This is a genomic window from Streptomyces flavovariabilis (assembly GCF_000725785.1).
GTDB classification, from domain to species: Bacteria; Actinomycetota; Actinomycetes; order Streptomycetales; family Streptomycetaceae; genus Streptomyces; species Streptomyces hawaiiensis.
Map to the genome: position 1 here is coordinate 269990 of NZ_JNXD01000004.1, position 21159 is coordinate 291148.

The following is a 21159-nucleotide window of genomic DNA, read 5'->3' on the forward strand; positions in this document are numbered from 1 at the left end:
CATCATGTCGCTTTACGGCCGCGGACCAGTAGGTGCAGGAAGTACGGCGTGCCGATCACCGCCGTCATCAGGCCGGCGCCCAGCTGGGCGGGGGCGATGACGGTGCGGCCGAGCAGGTCGGCCGTACCGACCAGCGCGGCGCCGAGCAGGACGGCGACGGGTACGACCCGCACATGCCGCCGGCCGACCAGGGCACGGGCCGCGTGCGGCGCCACCAGACCCACGAAGCCGATCGTGCCGGCCGAGGCGACGGCGGTCGCGGCGAGCAGCACGCCCACCACCAGGAAGCCGAGCCTGGCCCGTGGCAGTCCGAGGCCGAGCAGCCGCGGGGTGTCCTCGTCCAGGGAGACGAGATCCAGCTCGGTGCGCCGGGCGACCGCGACGGCCAGGCCCAGCACCAGTACGAGCGCGACGGGCAGGACGTCCGCTGTGGTCCGCCCGTAGGTGGAACCGGACAGCCAGGTCAGCGCCTTGGTGGCGTTGAACGGGTCGGTGAGCACGATCAGCAGGCTGATCAGGGCCGTGGAACCGGCCGCCATGCCGATGCCGACGAGAACCAGCCGGTTCTGCCGGTAGCCGCCCCGGGCGGAGAGCCCGAAGACGATGGCCGAGGCCAGCGCCGCGCCCCCGAACGCCGCGCCCGCGACACCCCAGGACCCGGTTGCGGGCACGGTGGTGACGAGCAGGACGGCCCCCAGCGCGGCGCCGCCGGAGACGCCCAGCACGCCGGGCTCCGCCAGCGGGTTGCGGGTCACGGCCTGCACCAGCGTGCCGGACAGGGCGAGCGCGCCGCCCGCGCAGAGGGCCGCGAGCACCCGCGGCACGCGGGTGTCCAGGACGAAGGAGACGGTCTGCCCGGCCCGCCCCTGCACCCAGTTGGCGACATCCCCGAGCAGGAGCTTGCTGTCGCCGAGCAGGGCGCCGGCCAGCGTGACGCCGACGACCGCGGCGACGAGAGCGGCCACGGTGACGAGGAACGCCGTCCGGCTCGGAATGCGCAGCCGGTCCGGTGCGTCGGCCCCGGCGGTGTCCCGCAGCCGCAGGGCCGTCACCACCAGGAAGACGGCACCGACCAGGCTGGTGACGATGCCGGTGGGGACGGCGACCGCCGTGTCCGCCGGGATGAGGGCCCGCAGCAGCACGTCCGACCCGAGCACCAGCGCGGCACCGGCCAGACCGGCCAGGGGCAGGACCGCCCGGGCGCGGACGAAGCCCCGGAACCGGCGGGCGAGCGGGCGGACCAGCGCGGGGGCGCACAGGCCGACGAAGCCGATGGGCCCGGCGAGCGTGACGGCCGCCGCGGACAGCAGCGCCGCCAGGACCACCACCGTCACGCGGGTGGCCCGCACCGGTACGCCCAGTCCGCGCGCCGCGTCGTCCCCGAGGGCGAGCGCGTCGACCCGGCGGGCGACCAGCAGCAGCCCGACGAGCCCGATCAGGGCGACGGGCAGCATCTGCAGGAGGCCGTCGAAACCGTTCTGGCTGATGCTGCCCTGGTTCCACTGGTAGAGGCCCTCCGTCTGCTGCGGGAACAGCAGGAGCAGCCCTTCCGTGGCGGAGTTCAGGCCCAGCGCGAGCGCGGTGCCGGCGAGGACCAGCCGTACGGTGCCCGTGCCGAGGCCGGACAGGGCGAGCACGACGGCGGCGGCCGCCAGCCCGCCCGCGAAGGCCACGCCGGACGAGGCGAGCAGCGGCAGCGAGACGCCGGTCGCGCCGACCAGCCCGAGGGCCAGATACGAACCGGCGTTCACCGCGAGGGTGTCGGGGGAGGCGAGGACGTTGCGGCTGACGGCCTGCAGAACCGCGCCCGCGATGCCGAGGACGACGCCGACGAGGATGCCGGCGGTCATCCGCGGCAGCCGGGAGGCGACGACCACGGACGCGTCGCCCGGATCGGCCTGCCCGGTCAGGGCCTTGAACACCTGGGCCGGTCCGACGGCCGCGGTGCCCTGGGTGATGTCGACGACGGCGAGGGCGGCGACCAGGAGGACGAGAGCGGCCGTCACCGCGGCCGCACCCGTCCGGGACGCGGCCGCCGGCGGACGGGGGACGGGGGGCGCTTCGGTGACGGCCATGGCCCCGCTACTTCGTCAGCGCGTCGACGAGGGCGTCGATGTACGCCTCCATCGACCCGGGACCGCCGAACATCCAGATGCCGTCGGGCAGCCGGTGCACACGGTCCGCCTTCACGAACGGCAGGGAGGTCCACACGGCGTTCTTCTTCAGCTGGCCGGAGAACGGGTTGCTGGACTTGTCGCCGTCGTTGCCTATGTAGGCGAACCGCACGTCCTTCGGCAGGGCGGTGAGACCCTCGACGTCGGTGGTGCCGAGGCCGTAGGCGGGGTCGCCCTTGACCTTCCAGGCGTTCTTCAGGCCGAGCTGCTCGTTGACGGCGCCGATGAGGGAGCCGCTGGTGTACGGGCGCAGGGAGACCTGGTTGGACGTCACGTAGCCGTCGGCGAAGGCGATGTCGGTGCCGTCGAGCTTCGCGTCGGCGAGGGCCTTCTTGCCCTCCGCCACCTTGGCCTCGAAGTTCTTCCTGGCGGTGGCGGCCTTGTCGGTGGTGCCGGTGGCCTCGGCGATGAGGTCGAGGTTCTTGAACATCTGGCCGACCTGGTCGGAGGCGTCGGCGGACTTGATCTCCAGCACCGGGGCGATCTTCCGCAGCTGCTTCACGGCCGCGTCCGGCAGGTCGGAGCTCGCCACGATGAGGTCGGGGGAGAGCGAGGCGATGGTGTCCATGCTCGGCTCGCCGCGCGTGCCGATGTCCTTCGGCTCGTTCTTCAGCGGGACGGCGGTGTCCCAGGTCTTGTAGCCCTTGACGTCGGCGACGCCCACGGGGTCGACGCCGAGGGTGATGAGGCTCTCGACCTCGTTCCACTCGGTGGCGACGACCTTCTCGGCCGGGCTGTCGAGTTCGACCTTCGCGCCGGTGGAGTCGGTGAGGCTGATGGCCTCGGAGGTCTTCTTCTTCGAGCTGTCGGCGGCAGGCTCGGTGGTGCCGCAGGCGGCGAGGGTGAGCGCCGCGGCGGTGGTGGTGGCCGCGGTGAGCAGGAGGCGTCTCATGAAGTGGTGCCGAGCCTTTCGCTTCGGGAGGTGCGGGTGTGGTGCCGGCCGATCGGACGGGTCCGTATCCGGCCGGTGTGGGGGTCTGTGTCGACGTCGATCCGGATGCCGTAGACGGCGGTCAGCCGCTGCGGGGTCAGGACGTCCTCGGGCGGGCCGTCGGCGACGATCCGGCCCGCTTCGAGCAGCGTGATCCGGTCGGCGATGGCCGCCGCCTGGTCGAGGTCGTGCAGCACGACCCCGACGGCGATCCCGTGGTCGTCCGCCAGGTCGCGGACGAGGTCGAGGAGTTCGATCTGGTAGCGCAGGTCGAGATAGGTCGTCGGCTCGTCCAGCAGCAGCACGCCGGTCTCCTGGGCGAGACAGCTCGCCAGCCAGACGCGCTGCAACTGCCCGCCGGAGAGGTGGTCGGCGCCGCGCTCGGCGAGGTCCGTCACCCCGGTCAGCGCCAGCGCCCGCTCCACCGCGGCCGTCGCGTCCGGATCGGGGCGGCCGAAGCGGCCCCGGTAGGGGTAGCGGCCGAACTCGACGAGATCCCGCACGGTCAGTCCGCTGGGCGTGGGGCGGCCCTGCGTCAGCAGGGCCACGTACCGGGCGAACTCGCGGGCGGTCAGGGCGAGGCCGTCGGTGTCGGCGTCGATCCTGAGCTCGGCCCGGCGGGCCCGCTGCAGCCGGGCGATCGTCCGCAGCAGCGTCGACTTCCCGCTGCCGTTGGGGCCGACCAGGACGGTCACCTCACCGGGCCGCAGCGCGATCGCCGCGTCGTGCACGACGTCCGTGCCGTCGTACGACACGGTCACGCCCGTGGCCGACAGTCGATGCCCGCGCAGCCGCAGGCCGCCGTCCGTTTCTTCACCACATCTCACGCGGCGAAGGTTAGCCTAACCTAATATCGCCTTGACAAGAGGGTGGGACGCCCGGCGTCGTTCCCGTCACCGTCCGCATCGAGCGCGGCGAGTCCGTCGCGGTCGTCCCCCGTCGGCGTCGAGGCCGTCCGCCACGGCGACCGGGCCCGGGCAGACGCCGGACCGGTTGTGCCTCTGCGAAGGCGACGCCGACGGGACCTTCGCCTTCGCGGCCGCGGTCAGTCGCCGGTCGTCCTGTCCACCAGCGCGCCGTACGCCAGTTGCAGCGTGTCCGCACCCGCCAGGGCGGTGAGCGTGCCCATGGCCGTGCGGGTCGCGCGCGGCCACAGCAGCTGGCCGGCGGTCAGGGCCGAGGCCACCCAGACACTCATGCAGAACGGGCAGGTCGCGAGCTCGCCGACGGTGTGCTTGCCCTGCTCGGGCTGTGCCTCCTCGTGCAGCTCGGCGGGGCCCTGGGGCCCGACGTACCGGGTGAAGGGAGCTCGCAGCGGGCTGGTCACCGATGCTTTGCTGAGCAGCCGGCTGAGCCGGAACGTGGCCACCGACGTCAGGACCACGTCCCACGGCTCGGGCCGCTCGGGCACCGGGCGTCCGCTGCGCCGGACCGCCGTGGCCCAGGCGGCCGTGTACGCCGCGAACCCGGCCATGGCCGCGGCATATCCGCCCAGTGGCCGGTCATGCCCGGCGGCGTAGTCCCGGCGGGTGCGCCGCAGTGCTCCGCGCAGCCGCCGCGCGAGGCGGCTGTCAGTCGCTGTCGCCGTGCCCACGGGCAGCCCCCGATCGTGTTCCGGTCCCCTGCGCGGCCATCTCCCGGCCGTTCCCCGAGTGCTCGCCGCCGTCCTGGTGACGCAGGCGCACCTCGACATGGCCGTCGGTGATCCGCGTCTCGAAGGAGGGCTGGGGGGCGGTGGCCGGCCCGCGTACGTTCCAGCCGTCGGACAGCCGGAAGACGCTGCCGTGCCACGGGCACCGCACACAGCCGTCGGCGACGGTGCCCTCGGACAACGGCCCCGCGAGGTGGCTGCACCGCTCGGCCAGCGCGTGGATCGCCCCGCCGGTCTCGCGCACCACCAGCACCGGCACGTCGTCCACACTGCGCCGCACCGGCTCCCCGGCCGGGAACTCGCCGACGGCCCCGATCCGGTGCCAGCCCTCGGAGACGACGTTCGGGACCTCTTCGGCGTGGTTGGCGCCGGAGGCCTGCCGGTAGGCCAGGTGGCCGCCCAGCAGGCCGCCGAGACCGACCGCCGTCAGCCCCAGGAAGCCGTACGTCCGGCCCGCTGCCTCACGCCCCTTGACGCGGCAGACGAGCGAGGCGGCGTACAGGCCGACGGCCGCCGTGTTGGACAGGGCGTGCACCAGCCCGACGCGCTGCTGCCGATGGTGCAGCTCGGCCCAGTCCACCCAGCCGGCCGCGGCCGCGGGAGCCGCGGCGCCCAGCCCGACCCCGACCAGCAGCCGCGACTCCCTGGAGCGGCCGGGGCGCAGATCCAGGACCGCCGCCGACAGCCAGCTTCCGATCGGCACCTGCACCAGCAGCGGATGCACGGGGTGCCCCAGCCACCTGCCGTGCAGCAGGTCCCGGCCGCGCCCCAGGGGCAGGGCCCGCACGCCCGCGCGGAGCGTGTCGATCACCGCATCGGCCCTGGGCTCCCGCTCCAGGCGGTCCAGCAGCCACAGGACCCGGTTCTGCCGCGTCAGGCGGCGACGAGGGGTTGTGCTCATGCTCGGCCGGGTCCCCACCGGCAGCGGCGGCAAACAGAACAGCGGGGTGACGGCGCCACGCGGACCCGCAGCTCAGACGCGATGCCACGGGGTCCGCCCGGCGGAGCGAGAAGGTGGTGCCGCCTTCTCGCCCCGGCCGCTGTGCCGCGACTCCTCCGATCAGCGACGGAGCAGGCTCCACACAGCGAGCCCCGGGTCGTCCGTGGCATCTCGCAGGAGTTCGGTGAAGCCTTTGCCCCACGCTTCGACGGTGCAGTGGTCGAACAGATCCGTGGAGTACTCGAAGGTGACGGTGAGGGTGTCGTCCAGGGGCTCCAGAACGACGTACAGCTCGTTCCGTGCCACTCCCGACGTGGGCAGAGCGTGGACCGAAGCCGCCACCGACCGCAGGTCCAGAGCGGGCGGCGGTGTAGTGACCACGGTGAACCGCACGGTGGGGAACAGGGTGTCCGCGGCCCCGGGCGCGACCAGCTCGACCACTTCGGTCAGTGGCAGTTCCTCGTGGTCGAGTGCGGTGAAGAGCGTCGAGGCCAGCTGCCCCACCAGGTCGGCGAAGGTCCGGGCCTCGCCCAGCCGAGCGCGCAGCAGGACGGCGTCGCCCAGCAGCCCGACCACCTCCGAACGCTCGGCCCGCAGACGGTTCGCGCTGGACGCGGCGAGCACCACGTCCACGGACTCGCCGCACAGCCCGGCCAGCCAGGTCGCGAAGGCCGCGGCCAGCACGGCGTACGGGGTCGTGTGCAGGTGGGCTGCGGCATCCGCGACCTTGCGGGACGTGCCGTCGTCGATGACCCAGGTGTGCAGGGCGCCCCGGCCGGACAGCTCCTCGGGCCGAGGCCGGTCGTAGGGCAGTGCGGGGCGCAGTGGTGCGCCGTCGAGTTCGGTGCGCCAGAACCGTTCGAGTGCCGCTCTGCGGTCACCGTCCAACGCGTGCTCCGCTCGTGCGACATCCGTGAACTGTGCGGTGGGCGGGAGCAGCCGGCCGTCGACGCCGTCACGCCGGGAGTTGTACAGCTCCTGCAGCTCGCGCCGGATGATCCCCATGGACCAGCCGTCGCAGATCGCGTGGTGGAAGACGGTCACCAGGACCCAGCGGTCCGGGCCCAGCTGCGCCAGCCGGAAGCGGAACAGCGGTTCGCGGTCCATGGCGAACGGAGCGGACGCGACGTCCCGGCAGTGCCGCTCGACGAACGCCGCGTCCTGTGCGTGTGCGGACAGATCGGTGATCGAGAGGTCCACGGGCACGTCGGACAGAACCTCGACGAGGTACTGCCCGTCACGTACCGCGGCCCGGCTGCGCAGCGCGTGATGGCGCCCGACGAGGTCCTCCAGAACCCGCGCCAGGATTCCGGGATCCAGATCGCCGTGCAGATCGATGCGGTGGGCGATGTTGTAGACGCTCGGGTCGGTCCGTTCGTGGTGGCGGTGCCACAGGCGGCGCAGTGTGGAAGGCATCGGCACGGTGTCGACCACCCGGCCCGCGGGCGTGGGCTGTTCGCAGCGTGCCGCGACGCCGCGGATGGTCGGATCGAGGAAGAAGTCGGCCATGGAGAGTTCGACGTCCAGGTGGTCGGTCATCCGGTGCAGCAGCCGGATCGCACTGAGGGAGTGGCCACCGAGTTCGAAGAAGGACCGGGTCACCGGGATCTGCCGCGCCCCGAGTTCGTCGCACCACAGTTCGTGCAGCGCCTTCTCCAGCCGGGTGACCGGCGCGGCGTCCGGCTGACGGGCCGCGCCGTCGGTGCCGGGGCCGGGCAGCCGGTCGCGGTCCAGCTTGCCGGAGGCGTTCACCGGGAGCCGCTCCAGGCTCACCCAGCGGCGCGGTACCAGGTGATCGGGCAGTTCGGCCGAGAGCGCGGCGCGCAGCGGGGAGAGGTCGTCCGCCGGTGCCGTGGGGACCACGTAGGCGACGAGTTCCGTGTCGCCGTGCCGGTCGCGGCGAGCGACCACAGCCGCGTCGCGGACACCGGGAAGCGCGGTCAACGCCCCCTGGATCTCCTGGGGTTCGACCCGGTGGCCACGGACTTTGACCTGGTCGTCGGTGCGGCCGCAGTACTGGAGGGTGCCGTCCGTGCGCCAGCGGCCGAGGTCACCCGTCCGGTACAGCACTGCCCCGGTTCCGTCGTCGAGGAAGGCCGCAGCCGTCTCCTCGGGCCGCGCGTGGTAGCCGTGCGCGACGGGCCTGCCGCCCAGGTGGATCTCACCGACGGCGCCCACGGGTACCTCCCGCCCGGCACGGTCCAGCAGCACGATCCGCGCGCCGGGTACCGGGGTGCCGATCGGCGGCCACTCCTCGCCGCCGGGGTCGACGCGGTGCGAGGTGACGATGATCGACGCCTCGGTGGGCCCGTACTGGTTGTACAGCGTGCACTGCGGGTGCGCGGTGAGGAACCGGCGGAAGGCGTCGGTGAGCTGCAGGGCCTCGCCTGCTGAGAACAGCTCGCGCAGGGACGGCAGTTCGGGGCCGGTTTCGATCAGGTACTTGAGCGGGGTGCAGGGCATGAACACGCGCTCCACCCCGTGGTGGCGCACGATCTCCTCGACCACCGCGGGATCGTGCCGGACCATGTCGTCGACGAGGACGAGCGCGGCTCCGGCGGCCAGCGTGGTGAAGATCTCCTGCACACTGACATCGAACGCGGGTGAGGTCCACTGCAGGGTGCGCAGCGCGGGATGCCGTGCCACATGCCCGCGTACGAGGCCCGCCGGTCCGCGATGGGGCACGACGACCCCCTTGGGGCGTCCGGTCGAGCCCGAGGTGTAGATGCAGTACGCGGGGTCCTCGGGCCGCGCCCCGTCGTCCAGGGGGGTGTCCGGGAGATCGTCGTCGACCTGGTCCGCCAGCTCCACGGGGAGACGCCCCCCGAGCGTCGGATTCCGTGCGAGGACGGACTCGGACGTCAGCAGCAGGACGGGGGCACCGTCTTCGACGAGCGCGGCGAGCCGGGGCGGGGGCATGGACGGGTCGAGGGGCAGGTAGGCGGCGCCGCTCTTGAGCACGGCCAGCAGGGCGGTGATCAGTTCCGGGCCGCGCGGCAGCAGCACCGCCACGCGCTGTCCGCGTGCCGCGCCGCGGGTGCGCAGCAGCCGGGCGAGCCTGTTCGCGCGCGCGTCCAGCTCCCCGTAGGCGACACGCCGTTCGCCGCTCAGGAGCGCGATGGCGTCGGGTGTCCGGCGAACCTGCTCCTCGAACAGAGCGTGCAACGTGTCCGGCACGCCGGGTGCGGACATCTCGCCCAGGTGTCCCAGCCGGGCAAGGGCCGTGCGGTCGGCGTCGGTGACAGCGGTCAGGTCGGCGAGGGGCGCGTCTGAGGCATCGAGGGCGCGGCGCAGTACCTGCTCCACGTAGTCGGCGAAGCGGCGCACGGTGCTCTCGTCGAAGAGGGCCGTGTCGTACTCGACCATGAACCGCACACCGTCACGGTGGTGTGTGAGATACACGCTGAGGTCGAAGGGGGCTCGTTCGCTCGGCATGTCCAGCAGTGCGGCCGTCAACCGGGGCGGGTCGAACTCCACCTCTCCCTCGTTCTCGTACTCCACCATCACCTGGAAGAGCGGGTTGCGGCTCGGGTCACGGCGCGGGTTCAGGGTGCCGACCAGCTCGTCGAAGGGGACGGCCAGGTGCTCGTACGCCGCGGTGCTGCTCTCCCTCACGCGGTGCAGCAGGGCCGGGAAGTCGGGGTCGCCGGAGAGGTCGAGGCGCAGCGCCACGGTGTCGAGGAACAGGCCGACGCAGTGCTCGGTGCCGGAGGGCCTGGCGGCGACCGCGGTGCCGAGCACCACCTCCTCCTGCCCGCTGAACCGGCCGAGCACCGCCGCGATGGCGCCGGTCAGCGTCATGAAGACCGTGACGCGGTGTCCGGCGGCGAACACCCGTAACCTGTGCACGAGTTCGGCATCCAGCGTGTGGGTGAGGCTCGCCCCCGCCCCCGACCTGACCGGCGGGCGGGGCCGGTCCGTGGGCAGCGAGAGTTCCTGGGCGCCGCTCAGCTCGCGCCGCCAGAAGTCGAGGGACGCGGCAACCGCCGCGGGACCGGGCTCACCGGCTGTCAACACCTCCGGCAGAGACGGCAGTTCGGGATCGCCGTGCGGCCAGGAGCGGTAGCAGGCGGCGAGATCGCGGGCCAGCACCGCTGTGGAAGCCGAATCGAAGACGATGTGATGGGCCAGCAGGAAGAGCAGGTGCCGATCCTCCGACAGGCGCAGCAGCCGGGCCGAGACCAGCGGGCCGGTGCTCAGGTCGAAGATCCGGCGGCCCTCGGTCTCCAGAGCGCGGCGCAGCGCCTCATCCTCCGACTCCCCGCTGTGGTCGTCGACCGGACAGTCGAGGCGCGCCCGTGGACGGATCTCCTGGTACGGGGTGCCGTCGGCGTCCGGGAACACGGTACGGAGCGCCGGGTGGCGGTCCGCGACCCGCTGCAGCGCCCACCGCAGCGCGGGCACGTTCAGCGGGCCGTCCAGGCGGATCGCCTTGGGCTCGTGGTACATGCTGGTCCCCGGGTGCAGTCGCTCCAGGAACCAGATGCGGCGCTGGGCGGGTGACAGAGGCAGGCGTTCGGGCACGCGTGCCGCTCGCCGCGGAGCCCTCGGCTGCTCACGGCGGCGAAGCCGGTCGAGCGCGGGCAGCGCCGCCAGCACCTTCTCCTTCGGCACGCCGAAGTCCACGAAGCAGGCGATCTCGTCCGCTCCGGCGTCGACCAGCCGGGACACCGTCTCGGCGGCCGTGTGCTCGTCACCGATCAGCGCGCGGGAGTCGCAGTAGCGTTCGTAGGCGCGCCCGAGCAGGAACTCCACGTCGTCCTCGGAGGTGTTGTCCAGGTCGACGTCGAAGCCGAGGCTGTTGGTGACCTGGTCGAAGAGGGACAGCGAGGAACGCAGGTAGGACACGAACGGCCGGTACGCCTCGGCCCGGGCCCGCTCGGCGTCGTCGCCGAGATAGGTGTGCACCAGCACCACCACCCTGCCCGCCGCGGGATCGAGCCCGTGCTCGGCGCGCGTGCGCCGGTACAGGGAGATGTTCTCCGCCAGCTGCTCGACGGTCTGGGTCATCAGGTTGGTGACCACACCCAGATCGTGGGCGGCAGCCTGACGGTAGCTGTCCGGGTTGCCCACCACAGCGACGTACAAGGGCGGCTGCTCCTGCACAGGACGGGGGTACAGCCGTATCTCGGCAGGTTTGCCGTCGCCCGCGGTCACCGTGACCGGCTGCCCGGACCAGAGCCGCCGTACGGTCGCCAGCTGCTCGTACATCACCTCGCGGTGCCGGCCGAAGTGCTCCGGAGCGAGCGCGAAGTCGGTGGCGTGCCACCCGCTCGCGAAGCACAGGCCCACCCGTCCGCCGGAGATGTTGTCCACCACCGACCACTCCTCGGCGACCCGTATCGGGTGGTGCAGCGGCAGCACCACGGAACCCGCGTGCAGCCGGATACGACGGGTCCTGGCCGCGAGGGCGGCGGCGAGCACGGAGGGATTGGGGAAGAGCGCGCCGAAGGAGTTGAAGTGCCGCTCCGGAAACCACAGGGCATGGAACCCGTGCCGGTCGGCGAATTCCGCGGCGTCCATGATCAGCGTGTACTTGTCGCGCTCGGCGTCCTCGGGGTAGTCGCCGAAGAAGTACAGGCTGATGTCGCATCCGGGCGCGCGGGTCGGTGGAAGGTGTGCCGCGGCCGGGAGTTCGGGCTCCGGCTCGGCCTTGGGCGGTACGGGGACGGCGGCCGAGGTCCGCTGCGCCGGGGCCGGGGTGGCCGCAGCGGCGGAGGGAGCGGAGGTGAGCGTGTCGAGCTGGCGGGAGATCACCCCGGTCACCTGGTCGATGAGGTGCTCGGCCAGCTTCAGTTGCCGAGCGAACAGGTCGTGGTGCTCCCCGGAACTCCCGGGCGCAGGACCCGGCTCCGGATGCGGCCGCTGTGGGGTGACGGGCGCCTCCGCCGCGTACGGTTCCGCGGACGGGGTTTCGGCCGCGCCGCCCCGAAGCGACACCAGGCGTTCGGCGAGCCTGCGCGGAGTGTCGGCCGAGGAGAACAGTTCCCTGATGGGTATGCGTACGCCGTACCGGTGCTCCAGTTCCGTCGTCATGCCCATCAGGGAGAGGGAGTCCGCGCCCAGCTCGAAGAACGAGCTGTCGGGTGCGACGTCCGCCGTCTCGCTGCCGAGCTTGTTCGCCGTCAGCTCCCGTACGGCATCGAGGAGTTGGTCCCGGGCGGCGGACCGCGCGGGGATGGCCGGCTGTGGCCGGGGGTGGTGGCCTGGGACCTGCGCCGGCAGGGTGGCTCGGGGTGTCACCTTGCGCCGCCGCAGGGGATGCCCCGGCAGGGGCACCCTGCCTCCCGGCCCGGTGATGGCGCGCCAGTCCAGCTCGGCGCCCGCGCGGTACAGCGACCCCAGCGCTGTCAGGAGTCCCTCCATCTGGTCGGCCACCGAGCCCCGGCCCTGCCCGCTCACCCAGCGGCTCCCGGGAACGCAGTGCCTGCCGAGGCCGGAGAGGGTGTCCCCGGCACTGATCTCCAGGAAGTCCTCGCAACCGTGCTCCGTCGCGGCGGCCATGACGCGATCGAAGCGGACCGGCCGGCGCGCCTGATCGCAGAGGTAGTCCGCGTCGACGGTCCAGCCCGCCGGGCGGAACTCGCCGTCGGCCGCGGTGACCAACGGGACCTGCAGCGGCTTGTACGTCATGCGCTCCGCCTGGGAACGGAAGTCGCGCAGCGCCGGCTCGACCGCAGCCGAGTGGAAGGCCCGGTCGACGGCGAGCGCCCGCCACCGCAGCCCTTCCCGGTCCAGCATGCGCATCGTTTCCTCGATGACCTGCGGTGAGCCGGAGAGCACCTGGGCGTGCGGCCCGTTGACCGCGGCCAGTTCGGCTCCGGTTGCCTGTGCGACGCGCTGCGCGACCGTCGTGCCGGCGCGGACCGCCAGCATGCCGCCGGGCGGACAGAGGGTGTGCATCAGCCTGCCGCGCCACGCGGTGAGCCGCAGCCCCTCCTCGAGGGTCAGGGCGCCTCCCGCGTACAGGGCCGCGTACTCGCCGACGCTGTGGCCGAGCAGCAGCGCGGGGCGGACACCGGCGGTGCGCCACACCTCGACCAGTGCCGTCTGGTGCGCGAAGAGGGCGGCCTGGGCGGTCTCGGTGGGCCACAGGTCGCCCGCGGCGGGGGAGTGGCCCGACTCGTCGAGCAGGAGCGGGAGCAGGGTGCCGCCGAACTCGTCGGCGTAGAGCTCCTCGCACCGGTCGAGCATGTGCCGGGCCGCGGGATGCGCGGCGTAGAGGCCGCCCGCCATGCCGCGGCGGGCGCTGCCCTGCCCGGAGAAGGCGAACGCGAGCGGTCCGAGCGGACCGGGCGGTGCCGGCTGCTCTTGCAGGGCGCGGGCGAGCTCCTCGGCCGTGCGGCCGACGGCCACGGTCCGCGCCGGGCGGTGTGGCCTGCCGAGTGCCAGGGTCGCCGCGATGTCCCCGGCCGCGAGTTCGGGCCGCTGTCGCAGCCGGTCGCGGAGCCGTTCGGTCAGTTCGGCCAGAGCCTGTGCGTCGCGGGCCGACACCGGAACGAGTACGGGTATGCCGGCGTCAGCGGCCGCGGGCGCTGTCGGCGGCGGGGGCTCCTGAAGCACCACATGGGCGTTGGTGCCGCCGACCCCGAGGGCGCTGACCCCGGCCCGCCGTGGCACACCGTGCGGCGACGGCCACGGCCGCAGCTCGGTGGCCAACGTCAACGGGCCGTTCGCCAACGGGAGTTCGGGGTTGGGGCGAGTCAGGTGCAGTGTCGGTACCAGCGTCCGGTGGCGCAGCATGAGGACCGTCTTGATCAGCCCGGCCATTCCGGCGCAACTGTCGAGGTGGCCGATGTTCGGCTTCACGGAACCGACGGTGCAGAAGGCCGTCTTCCGTGTGCCTTCACCAAGGGCGCGGCTCAGTGCCTCCAGCTCGATCGGATCGCCGAGCCTGGTGCCGGTCCCGTGCGCCTCCACGTACGAGATCGTGTCCGCGGGGACAGCCGCTCTGCGCAGCGCCCGGCGTACGACCTCCACTTGACCCGTGACGCCGGGGGCGCTGAAGCCCACCTTCTCCGCACCGTCGTTGTTGACCGCGGAGCCCAGAATCACCGCGTGCACGGTGTCACCGTCGGCCAGCGCGCGGTCGAGGCGTTTCAGCAGGACGGCGGCCACGCCGTTGCCGCCGACGGTTCCGTCGGCGTCCGCGTCGAAGGCCCGGCAGCGTCCGGTGGGGGACAGGATGGAGCCGGGGTGACTGCGGTAACCCGTCTCCTGGGGGAGGTGCACAGCGGCGGCGCCCGCCAGCGCCAGATCCGACTCGCCGCTCAGCAGGGACTGGACCGCGAGGTGCACGGCGACCAGCGAGGTGGAGCAGGCCGTCTGCACGCCGATGGCGGGGCCGGTGAGACCGAGCCGGTAGGCGACTCGGGAGGCGAGGAAGTCCGGCTGCTGCCCGACGGCGGCCTGCATGCCGGTGGCGGGATCACTCCCGTCGTACGGGGCGCCTGACGCCGACGGCTGCTGGTGGTCGTAGAGGTTCATGCCCGACCCCGCGAACACCCCGATGCCGGTGCCCGGTTCGGCCGCGGCGTAGCCGCCGTCCTCCAGCGCCTCATGGCAGCACTCCAGGAACAGCCGGTGCGCGGGGTGCGTGAGCCCGGCCTCCTTGGGGCTCATCCCGAAGAAGTCCGCGTCGAATGCGTCGACGCCGTCGAGGATTCCGGCGACGGGCACCAGATCCGGTGCGCGCCGCTGCTCCGGTGGGAGCCCCGCCGCCGCGAGTTCCTCTTCGTCGAAGACACGGACGCTGTCCACGCCGTCCCGCAGGTTGGACCAGAACTCTTCCACCGTGTCCGCGCCCGGAAAGCGGACGGAGAGTCCGACGACCGCGATGCTGCGGTCGTCCCTGTTGTTCATGTTGTCGGAGGCGTCGGAGGCGTCGGAGGCGTCGGAGGTGTCGGTACCGGCGTTGACGGAGGCCGTCGGCACCCCGGTGGCTTCGGCCACGTACGCGGCGAGCGCGGCGACGGTGGGATGTTCGAAGAACGCGGTCTGCGCGATCGTCGTCGCGAACCGCGACTCAAGGCGCGCACGAAGGCGCACAAGGAGCACGGACGTCAGGCCCTGTTCATAGAACGGCGCATCCACCTCCACCCGGCGCCCCAGTACGGCGGACATCTCCTCCTGCACCGCCCGCGTCACCTCGTCGGGGTCCGCTGCGACACGCGGCGTGGTGGCGGTCCGCAGCCCGCCGCCGATCAGGCGCTCCCTGAGTTCGCCACGGCGCACCTTGCCCGCGGGCGTTCTCGGGAACTCGTCGTGCGGGACGGGCAGGACATGGGCGGCGGTGAGGCGAAGCCGGGAGAACAACGCCGCCTTCACTTCCCGGGTGATGCGCGCGTCGTCGGGGACACCGCGGCTCACGAAGAACACGGCCAACTCCTCCGTGCCGCTGTCCGGGTGCGGAACGCCGCAGGCGGCCACCTCTCCCGGCCGGATGCCGACGACGGTGCCGGCGGCTTCCTCGACCTCGTGGCAAGGGATGTTGTGCCCGTTGATGATGATCACGTCCTTGCGGCGGCCGGTGATCACGACCTGGCCCGCGTCGAGAAAGGCCAGATCACCCGTGTCCAGCCAGTCACGTCCGCCGGGGAAAGCCGCCGCGTCCGCTGCCGGGTTGTTCACGTAGCCGGGGGTCAGGCGGGCGGGCGAGTGCACTTGCAGCCGGCCGATCCGCCCCTCGGGCGCCGGGTCGCCGCGGTCGTCCACGATGCGCAGGGTGACCCCGTGCGCCGGTGAGCCCGCCGCGACGAAGGTGACGCAGTCACGCTCGGGTGCCCGCTCGTCGGCCCGCACCAGATCGCCGTTCAGGCTGCTCTTGAGCAGGCGCTGCACGGTGCCCGGCAGGTCGAGCCGGCCGTAGGTGACGGCCGTGACCGTCTCGGCCATGCCCCACACCGGAACGATGTGCCCTTCCCGGATGCCGTACGCGGCTGTCGCGTCGAGGAAACGACGCAGCACCGGCAGCACGATCTGCTCGCCGCCGCAGAGCAGGGACTTGACCCGCCCGAGGTCCCAGTCGCCCGTGCCCCGCGCCGCGAGCGCGTCCGCGACGAGCTGGTAGGCGAAGGTCGGTGCCCAACTGTGCTGCGCCTCATACCGGTCGAGGAGGTCGAGCCAGTGCAGCGGCTCGGCCAGGACCAGTTCGGTCGGGGCATGGACGTTGGTGCATCCCGTGAAGACCGCGAGCAGGTGGTACAGCAGGAAGGCACCGCTGTGGTCGACCGGCAGCCAGTTCACCATGGTGTCGTCCGGGCGCACGTCCAGGATGCGTCGGCTGCTCGCGGCGAAATCGGCCAGACCGGCGTGCGTCAGCTGCGCGGCCTTGGGTACACCGGTACTTCCGGAGGACAGCATCAGCAGCGCGACGTCGGATGCGGCCGGCTCGGTGAGCGCGTCCGCGGGCAGCGCACTCAGGCAGTCCTGCGCGACCACGGCCCGCAGGTGCGGTGCCGCCTGCGCCAGAGCCGCAGCCCCGGCCGCGTCGCTGAGTACCAGCGGCTGGTCCAGCAACGTGCAGGCGTGCAGCAGCCGTTCCAGCGCCGGGGAGCCCTCGGCGGGGTGCTCCGCGATGGCCATGGGCCGGGCGCCGCCGAGCACGCCGGCCCAGAAAGCGGGGAAGAACTCCTCCAGCGGCAGTCCGCAGAGCACCAGCACGTCACCGGCGCGCAGCCCCTGCTCCCGCAGACCGGTCAGCAGTCGGCGAGCCCGGGCCAGAAGGTCGGGGTACGACAGCGCGGTCGCGGAGCCGTCCGGGGAGATGGTGACGACCGCCGCGCCGGAGGCGGCGTCCGCGGCGCGCAGCAGGGCCCGCACGGCGCTCCGTGGATCGTCCTCGGTGTGCTCCGGCTCAGGCCCTCGGCAGACGGCCTGCCCTCGTACGCGTTCCATGTGTGTCCTCTCAGTCTTCTTTACTGGTGGACGACCGCGTGGCAGCCGTGCCGCGGCGGATGGTGATGACCAGCAGAGCCAGTGCCCCGCACATCGCCGCGCCGTGGAAGGCGCCCACGACGGACACCGCCGGCAGCACCTCGAGAGCCGCGGCCGCGGCGACCGTTCCCAGCGCGAACCCGGACTGCTCCGCCGTGGCGGACCATCCGAACAGCCGGCTGCGCTGCCGGTCGGGAGCCGCCTGAAGGCGCGAGGTGTAGACGATCTCCGTGCAGCCGTCGGCGAATCCCGCCGACGCAGCCGCCACGATCAGTGCGGGGGTGGGCAGTCCCGCGAACGCGACCACGAAGGAGAGCGACATCAGGCAGGTGCCGACCGCGAACGCGCGCTCGCCCCACGCTGCCGCGTCGCGCCTGCGTTTGAGGGCCTGGTGGGCGAGGAGCGTGCCGATCGCCCACGCCACCCAGAACTGGGTCATGAACACCGCAGGGCCGGACGGGGCGGTGGCGTGCGCGACCACGGGCAAGGCCACGTTGTGCGAGGAAGAGGCCAGAGCGTCGACGCCTCTGAGCAGGATCATGCCCATCAGCAGTGCCGGCACGCCTGCCATCGCGCGCCGTACGCGGCGCGACCTGGGGAGCAGCGGCCCATCGCTCCTCGGACCGTCCGGCTTCGCGTCTTCCTCGGAGTCACCGACGTCCGTCTCGTCCGTGCGCGGGCGCAGGACCAGCAGAGCTGTGGCGGACACCACGAAGCTCGCGGCGTTGACGGCAAAGGCGGCGGTATAGCCGCCGAGCCCGATGACCGGCGCCGCGGAGGCGAATCCGAGCACCGTGGCGAAAGACCGCGCTGTGACCAGCAACCCGTTCGCACGGGAGCGAGCCTCCTGCCCGACCATGACCGGAATCGAACTGCGCAGAGCGACGGTGAAGAAAGTGTTGCCCGCACCCAGGACGACGACCGCGCAGGCGAGCAGCCACAGAGGCGTCCGCGAGACGCACAGCGCCAGCACGGTCATGGCAGCGGCCTGGGCAACATCCGCGGAGATCATCATGGTTCGCCGGGTGACCCTGGCCGACAGCGCCCCCGCAGCGAGCCCGGCCAGAAATCCGGAGAACAGGCGTAACGCCATGACCGCCCCGACACCGAACGCGGTGCCCGTGACGTCGTAGGAGAACAGGCTCAGCGCGATCAGGTTGAGGTAGTTGCCGTAGCCCGACAGGGCATAGGCGGACACAATGGCCCGGAACCGCCAATCCACGCCTGCCCGGACCGTTCGCGCCCAATACACAGCCACCCGACCTGCGGTGCACCAGCACACCGAAACGAAGGTTCCCTCAACGCGCCGAACGCTAGCTCGATGCCCTGTGCACGGAGTGGGGAAGCGAGATCTTGACTGAAACAAGACTGGTCAAGAATTCAATGCTGGCTGAAAACACTGCGATGGAACTCGGTTCGCACCCGGACCGGACGACCGGCCGTGGGGCACCCGGCCGAGTCACTCCACCGCCAGTTCGGCGTCGTGCGGTGAGGACAGGCGGGTCACCGCGGGGACCGCGGCAGCGGCGACCATCAAGACGACACCGATCATCAACCAGCCGGGTGTGCCGAGTGGCAGCACAAGGGCGGTCACCAGCGGCGGGCCCACGATGCCCTGCACGATGGTCCCCAAGTTGAACACCGCCAGATACTCGGTGCGTCGGTCCACCGGGGCCAACTCGAAGGAAATCCCCCACGCGCCGGCGGAGTGCCACAGTTCCCCCATGGTCAGTGTGATCGCCGCCAGCAGAATCGCGGCGGTCGCCGGGACCGCCGACATCTCGCCGGAAGCCGCCAGAAGCGCGCAGAACACCGCCAGCGCGATGCCGGACAGGACCATCCGACGGCCGGCGACCCGCACGTCGTCACAGCCACGGGACGCTCGCACCTGCAACAGCACGACCAGCACCGTGTTGGCGAGCAGGCTCACGCCGACAACCGCAGGCGGAGCGTCGGTGTGCTCGACGATCCACAGCGGCAGACCCACCGTCAACAGGGTCATGTGCAGCACCAGAACACCGCTGAGGGCGGTCAGCAGCAGGTACCGTCTGTCGCGCAGCGAGCGCAGCTGCCGCCAGGCGGACGAGCGGCGGATCGAGGCCGCGGGCACGACCGGGACGGGCAGTCCTCGCAGCAGCGCGGCGGCGGCGAAGAGCGACACGGCCGTGAAGACGATGGGCCCCGCCAGGGCAGCCCGCGAGCCCGCGCCGATGACCAACGTGCCCGCGAACGCCCCGACGCCGAAGCCGGCGTTCTGCACCGAGCGCATCATGGCCATCGTTGTCACGCGGTCCTCCTTGGAGGTAGCCGCTGCCACGACTGACTGGGTGAGGGGGCCGATGACCCGCAACGCGAGTCCCAGCATGCAGCACACCACCAGGTAGGCCGGGAAGGTCTCCACCGTCAGATAGGCCAGGAACCACCCGCCGCGCCAGATCTGCAGCAACACGAGCGCCCGAACAACACCCAGCCGCTCCGCGGCCACGGTGACCGGCACGGAGAGCAGCAGGGCCACGCCGGCGGACACTGCCAGGCCGGTCCCGATCTGGCTCGGCGTCAAGCCCGCCCACTGCGTGAGGAACAGCACCGACGCGGTCAGGAACATCCCGCTGCCGATGGAATCCACCAGTGTCACCAAGGCGAAGCGGCGGGTGGCCCGATCAGCCAGCGCGCGCCGGCCAACGAAGTCGGACGGGATCTTCACTTCCCCTCCGGGTCGTACAGAACGTCCGCGTAGTCCGCTCCGACAACCTCCCGACTCCAATCGCGCAGCCGTCGGGTGACGACCTCGTGAGGTATCACCCGCAGATGTTCCAGGAACCAGGACTGGGTTTCCTCGACACGCTGATCCAGCAGGTCGACGGAGTCCGTTGTGAACATCACCTGGCCGAGCCGTTCACCGGTGGCCCCGAACGCCTCAGGAAGGACCATGCCCGGCGGCTGGTCGATGCGGGCGAACTCCACGTCCGGCAGCTGTCGCAGCTGCTCCGGCGTGGGACATGACAGCAGGGTGCCGGCCCGGCTGGGCAGGTACGACGAGCCCACCGTTCCGGACCGTACCTTGACCACCGGTGCCGGCCGGTCGCCCAGGGCGCACAGCACCGCCGCTTCCCCGAGGTCGACGTTGAACTTGCAGTGGATCTCCTCCTGTGTGAGCGCGCCGCCACGCCGCAACGCACACTCACTGAAGGCGACTTGACCGGTTTCGGGGTCATGGAACAGTTCCATGTGGAAGACGCCGTCGGGGGCGCCGAGCGCCGTCAGCGCCGCGAGTACAACCGGACCGGCCAGGTCGTACGCCCACCGCTCGGTGTGGGGATCGAACTTGCGCATCCGCAGTGACGCGCCCGACTCGATGACCGACAGACAGGACGCGCCGTACTCACCCAGTCCGTAGAAGACCAGTTCCCCTCCGGACACGATGCCGTCAGCGGTCCACTCCTGGCCCTCCATGAACTCCTCGGCGACGAAAGTCCGACTGGCCGTGCGCCGCTTCCGGTAAGCGCGGGCCAGCGTTTCCAGTTCCGCACCATCGTTCACGACCGAGGTCTGTGACGTCCCGGCGCCCGCGACCGGCTTGATCACAGCCGGCGTGAACGGCATGGGCGGCACATCGCCGTCGAGGAAATGGATGTCTTCCACCAACCAAGTGCGGGCGGTGAGAACACCCGCTGCGCGCACCCGCTCCTTCTGGAGGTACTTGTCACGGAACAACACGGCAGCACCAGAATCGAGGGCCCGGCATCCGAGGGCCGCTCCGAGGACGGCTGCCGTCACCAGGGCCCACTCGTCAGTGGTCTGCACGGCATCGAATTGGCGGTCGGCCAGACCAGCGCGATGTAAGGCCGTCAGCACCGCTTCGGGGTTGCGGTGATCATCACAGAACACGGCTGTGACGCCGTCGGGGATCTCCTGCAAGCCGTTGTCCCGGGTGACGGGTCCATACACGGCTACGGCGTCAACACCCAGCCTGCAGCAGGCACTCACCACGTACCGATCGACGCCGAGCAGGAGTATGGAGGTGCGCTTGTCCTCTGGCATGGTTCTCCCATCGTGAACCGTCCTGGATTCGTCGGAGGGTTCGGTCATGCCGCCTCGGGAAGACGAGCGGCGTTTTGCTGGCATGGTAGTGGTCTCGAACAGGACGGGTGGACTGGAGCCGAGCCGGGAGCGCAGCCCCGTCCGACTCGGCGCCTCCGATCCACGACTGGCCATCCTTGTCGCCCAGTTGGGGTGGTGTACAGGCCGATCGTGGACTCCGTCGACGCGGACCTTGCAGGCTGACGGCGAACAGGCCGATCAGCCTGTCCGCCCGGGGCGTCCCGGCCGGCACCGCGGGGCTGACCGGCCGCGCTCGACGGGCGCCGGAGGTGCTCGGCGCGATCGGGCAGCCGTGCTGCGACAGCAGGTGCGGAAAGGCTCGGCGCCGAAGCGGTGCCGGTGGGCGTCGACGCAGGCGACGATCACTCGAGCCGGCGGTCGAGCCCCGCCTGAGCGGTGAACGCCGCAGCGGTCTCACAGGTCTCGC

Annotated in this window: 9 protein-coding genes; all 9 read right to left on the minus strand. The window is 72.0% G+C overall.

Features of this window, described 5'->3' with window-relative positions:
• Window positions 1-2 precede the first annotated feature (2 nt).
• On the minus strand, window positions 3-2075 hold the full coding sequence (locus IO24_RS0110410) for an iron ABC transporter permease (RefSeq protein WP_031134262.1): 2073 nt from the start codon (window positions 2073-2075) through the stop codon (window positions 3-5).
• Window positions 2076-2082: 7 nt separating this feature from the next.
• On the minus strand, window positions 2083-3066 hold the full coding sequence (locus IO24_RS0110415) for an iron-siderophore ABC transporter substrate-binding protein (RefSeq protein ID WP_031134264.1): 984 nt from the start codon (window positions 3064-3066) through the stop codon (window positions 2083-2085).
• The gene (locus IO24_RS0110420; protein WP_037667682.1) at window positions 3063-3932 is read right to left on the minus strand and encodes an ABC transporter ATP-binding protein; all 870 of its coding nucleotides are present in this window, start codon (window positions 3930-3932) and stop codon (window positions 3063-3065) included. Before IO24_RS0110420 ends, IO24_RS0110415 begins: the two co-directional genes overlap by 4 nt.
• A gap of 218 nt (window positions 3933-4150) precedes the next feature.
• Window positions 4151-4600: a DUF1360 domain-containing protein gene (locus IO24_RS0110425; protein ID WP_234335238.1), complete on the minus strand. Its 450-nt coding sequence runs from the start codon at window positions 4598-4600 to the stop codon at window positions 4151-4153.
• A gap of 76 nt (window positions 4601-4676) precedes the next feature.
• Window positions 4677-5657: a Rieske (2Fe-2S) protein gene (locus tag IO24_RS0110430; protein WP_031134270.1), complete on the minus strand. Its 981-nt coding sequence runs from the start codon at window positions 5655-5657 to the stop codon at window positions 4677-4679.
• Between the two features lie 159 nt (window positions 5658-5816).
• Window positions 5817-16592 (minus strand): hybrid non-ribosomal peptide synthetase/type I polyketide synthase, encoded by a 10776-nt coding sequence (locus IO24_RS0110435; RefSeq protein ID WP_031134272.1) that lies wholly within the window; start codon window positions 16590-16592, stop codon window positions 5817-5819.
• A gap of 10 nt (window positions 16593-16602) precedes the next feature.
• On the minus strand, window positions 16603-17829 hold the full coding sequence (locus tag IO24_RS0110440) for an MFS transporter (RefSeq protein WP_338055575.1): 1227 nt from the start codon (window positions 17827-17829) through the stop codon (window positions 16603-16605).
• A 261-nt stretch (window positions 17830-18090) separates the two neighbouring features.
• Window positions 18091-19335 carry an MFS transporter gene (locus tag IO24_RS0110445; protein ID WP_045296272.1) on the minus strand — a complete coding sequence of 415 codons (1245 nt, stop codon included), beginning with the start codon at window positions 19333-19335 and terminating at the stop codon, window positions 18091-18093.
• Window positions 19332-20672 carry an ATP-grasp domain-containing protein gene (locus IO24_RS0110450; RefSeq protein WP_157851245.1) on the minus strand — a complete coding sequence of 447 codons (1341 nt, stop codon included), beginning with the start codon at window positions 20670-20672 and terminating at the stop codon, window positions 19332-19334. Before IO24_RS0110450 ends, IO24_RS0110445 begins: the two co-directional genes overlap by 4 nt.
• Window positions 20673-21159 lie beyond the last annotated feature (487 nt).

Coding starts and splice junctions, on each gene's coding strand:
- IO24_RS0110410 (WP_031134262.1), bottom strand. CDS start 2,075: ATGGCCGTCACCGAAGCGCCCCCCGTCCCCCGTCCGCCGGCGGCCGCG.
- IO24_RS0110450 (WP_157851245.1), bottom strand. CDS start 20,672: ATGCCAGAGGACAAGCGCACCTCCATACTCCTGCTCGGCGTCGATCGG.
- IO24_RS0110415 (WP_031134264.1), bottom strand. CDS start 3,066: ATGAGACGCCTCCTGCTCACCGCGGCCACCACCACCGCCGCGGCGCTC.
- IO24_RS0110430 (WP_031134270.1), bottom strand. CDS start 5,657: ATGAGCACAACCCCTCGTCGCCGCCTGACGCGGCAGAACCGGGTCCTG.
- IO24_RS0110435 (WP_031134272.1), bottom strand. CDS start 16,592: ATGGAACGCGTACGAGGGCAGGCCGTCTGCCGAGGGCCTGAGCCGGAG.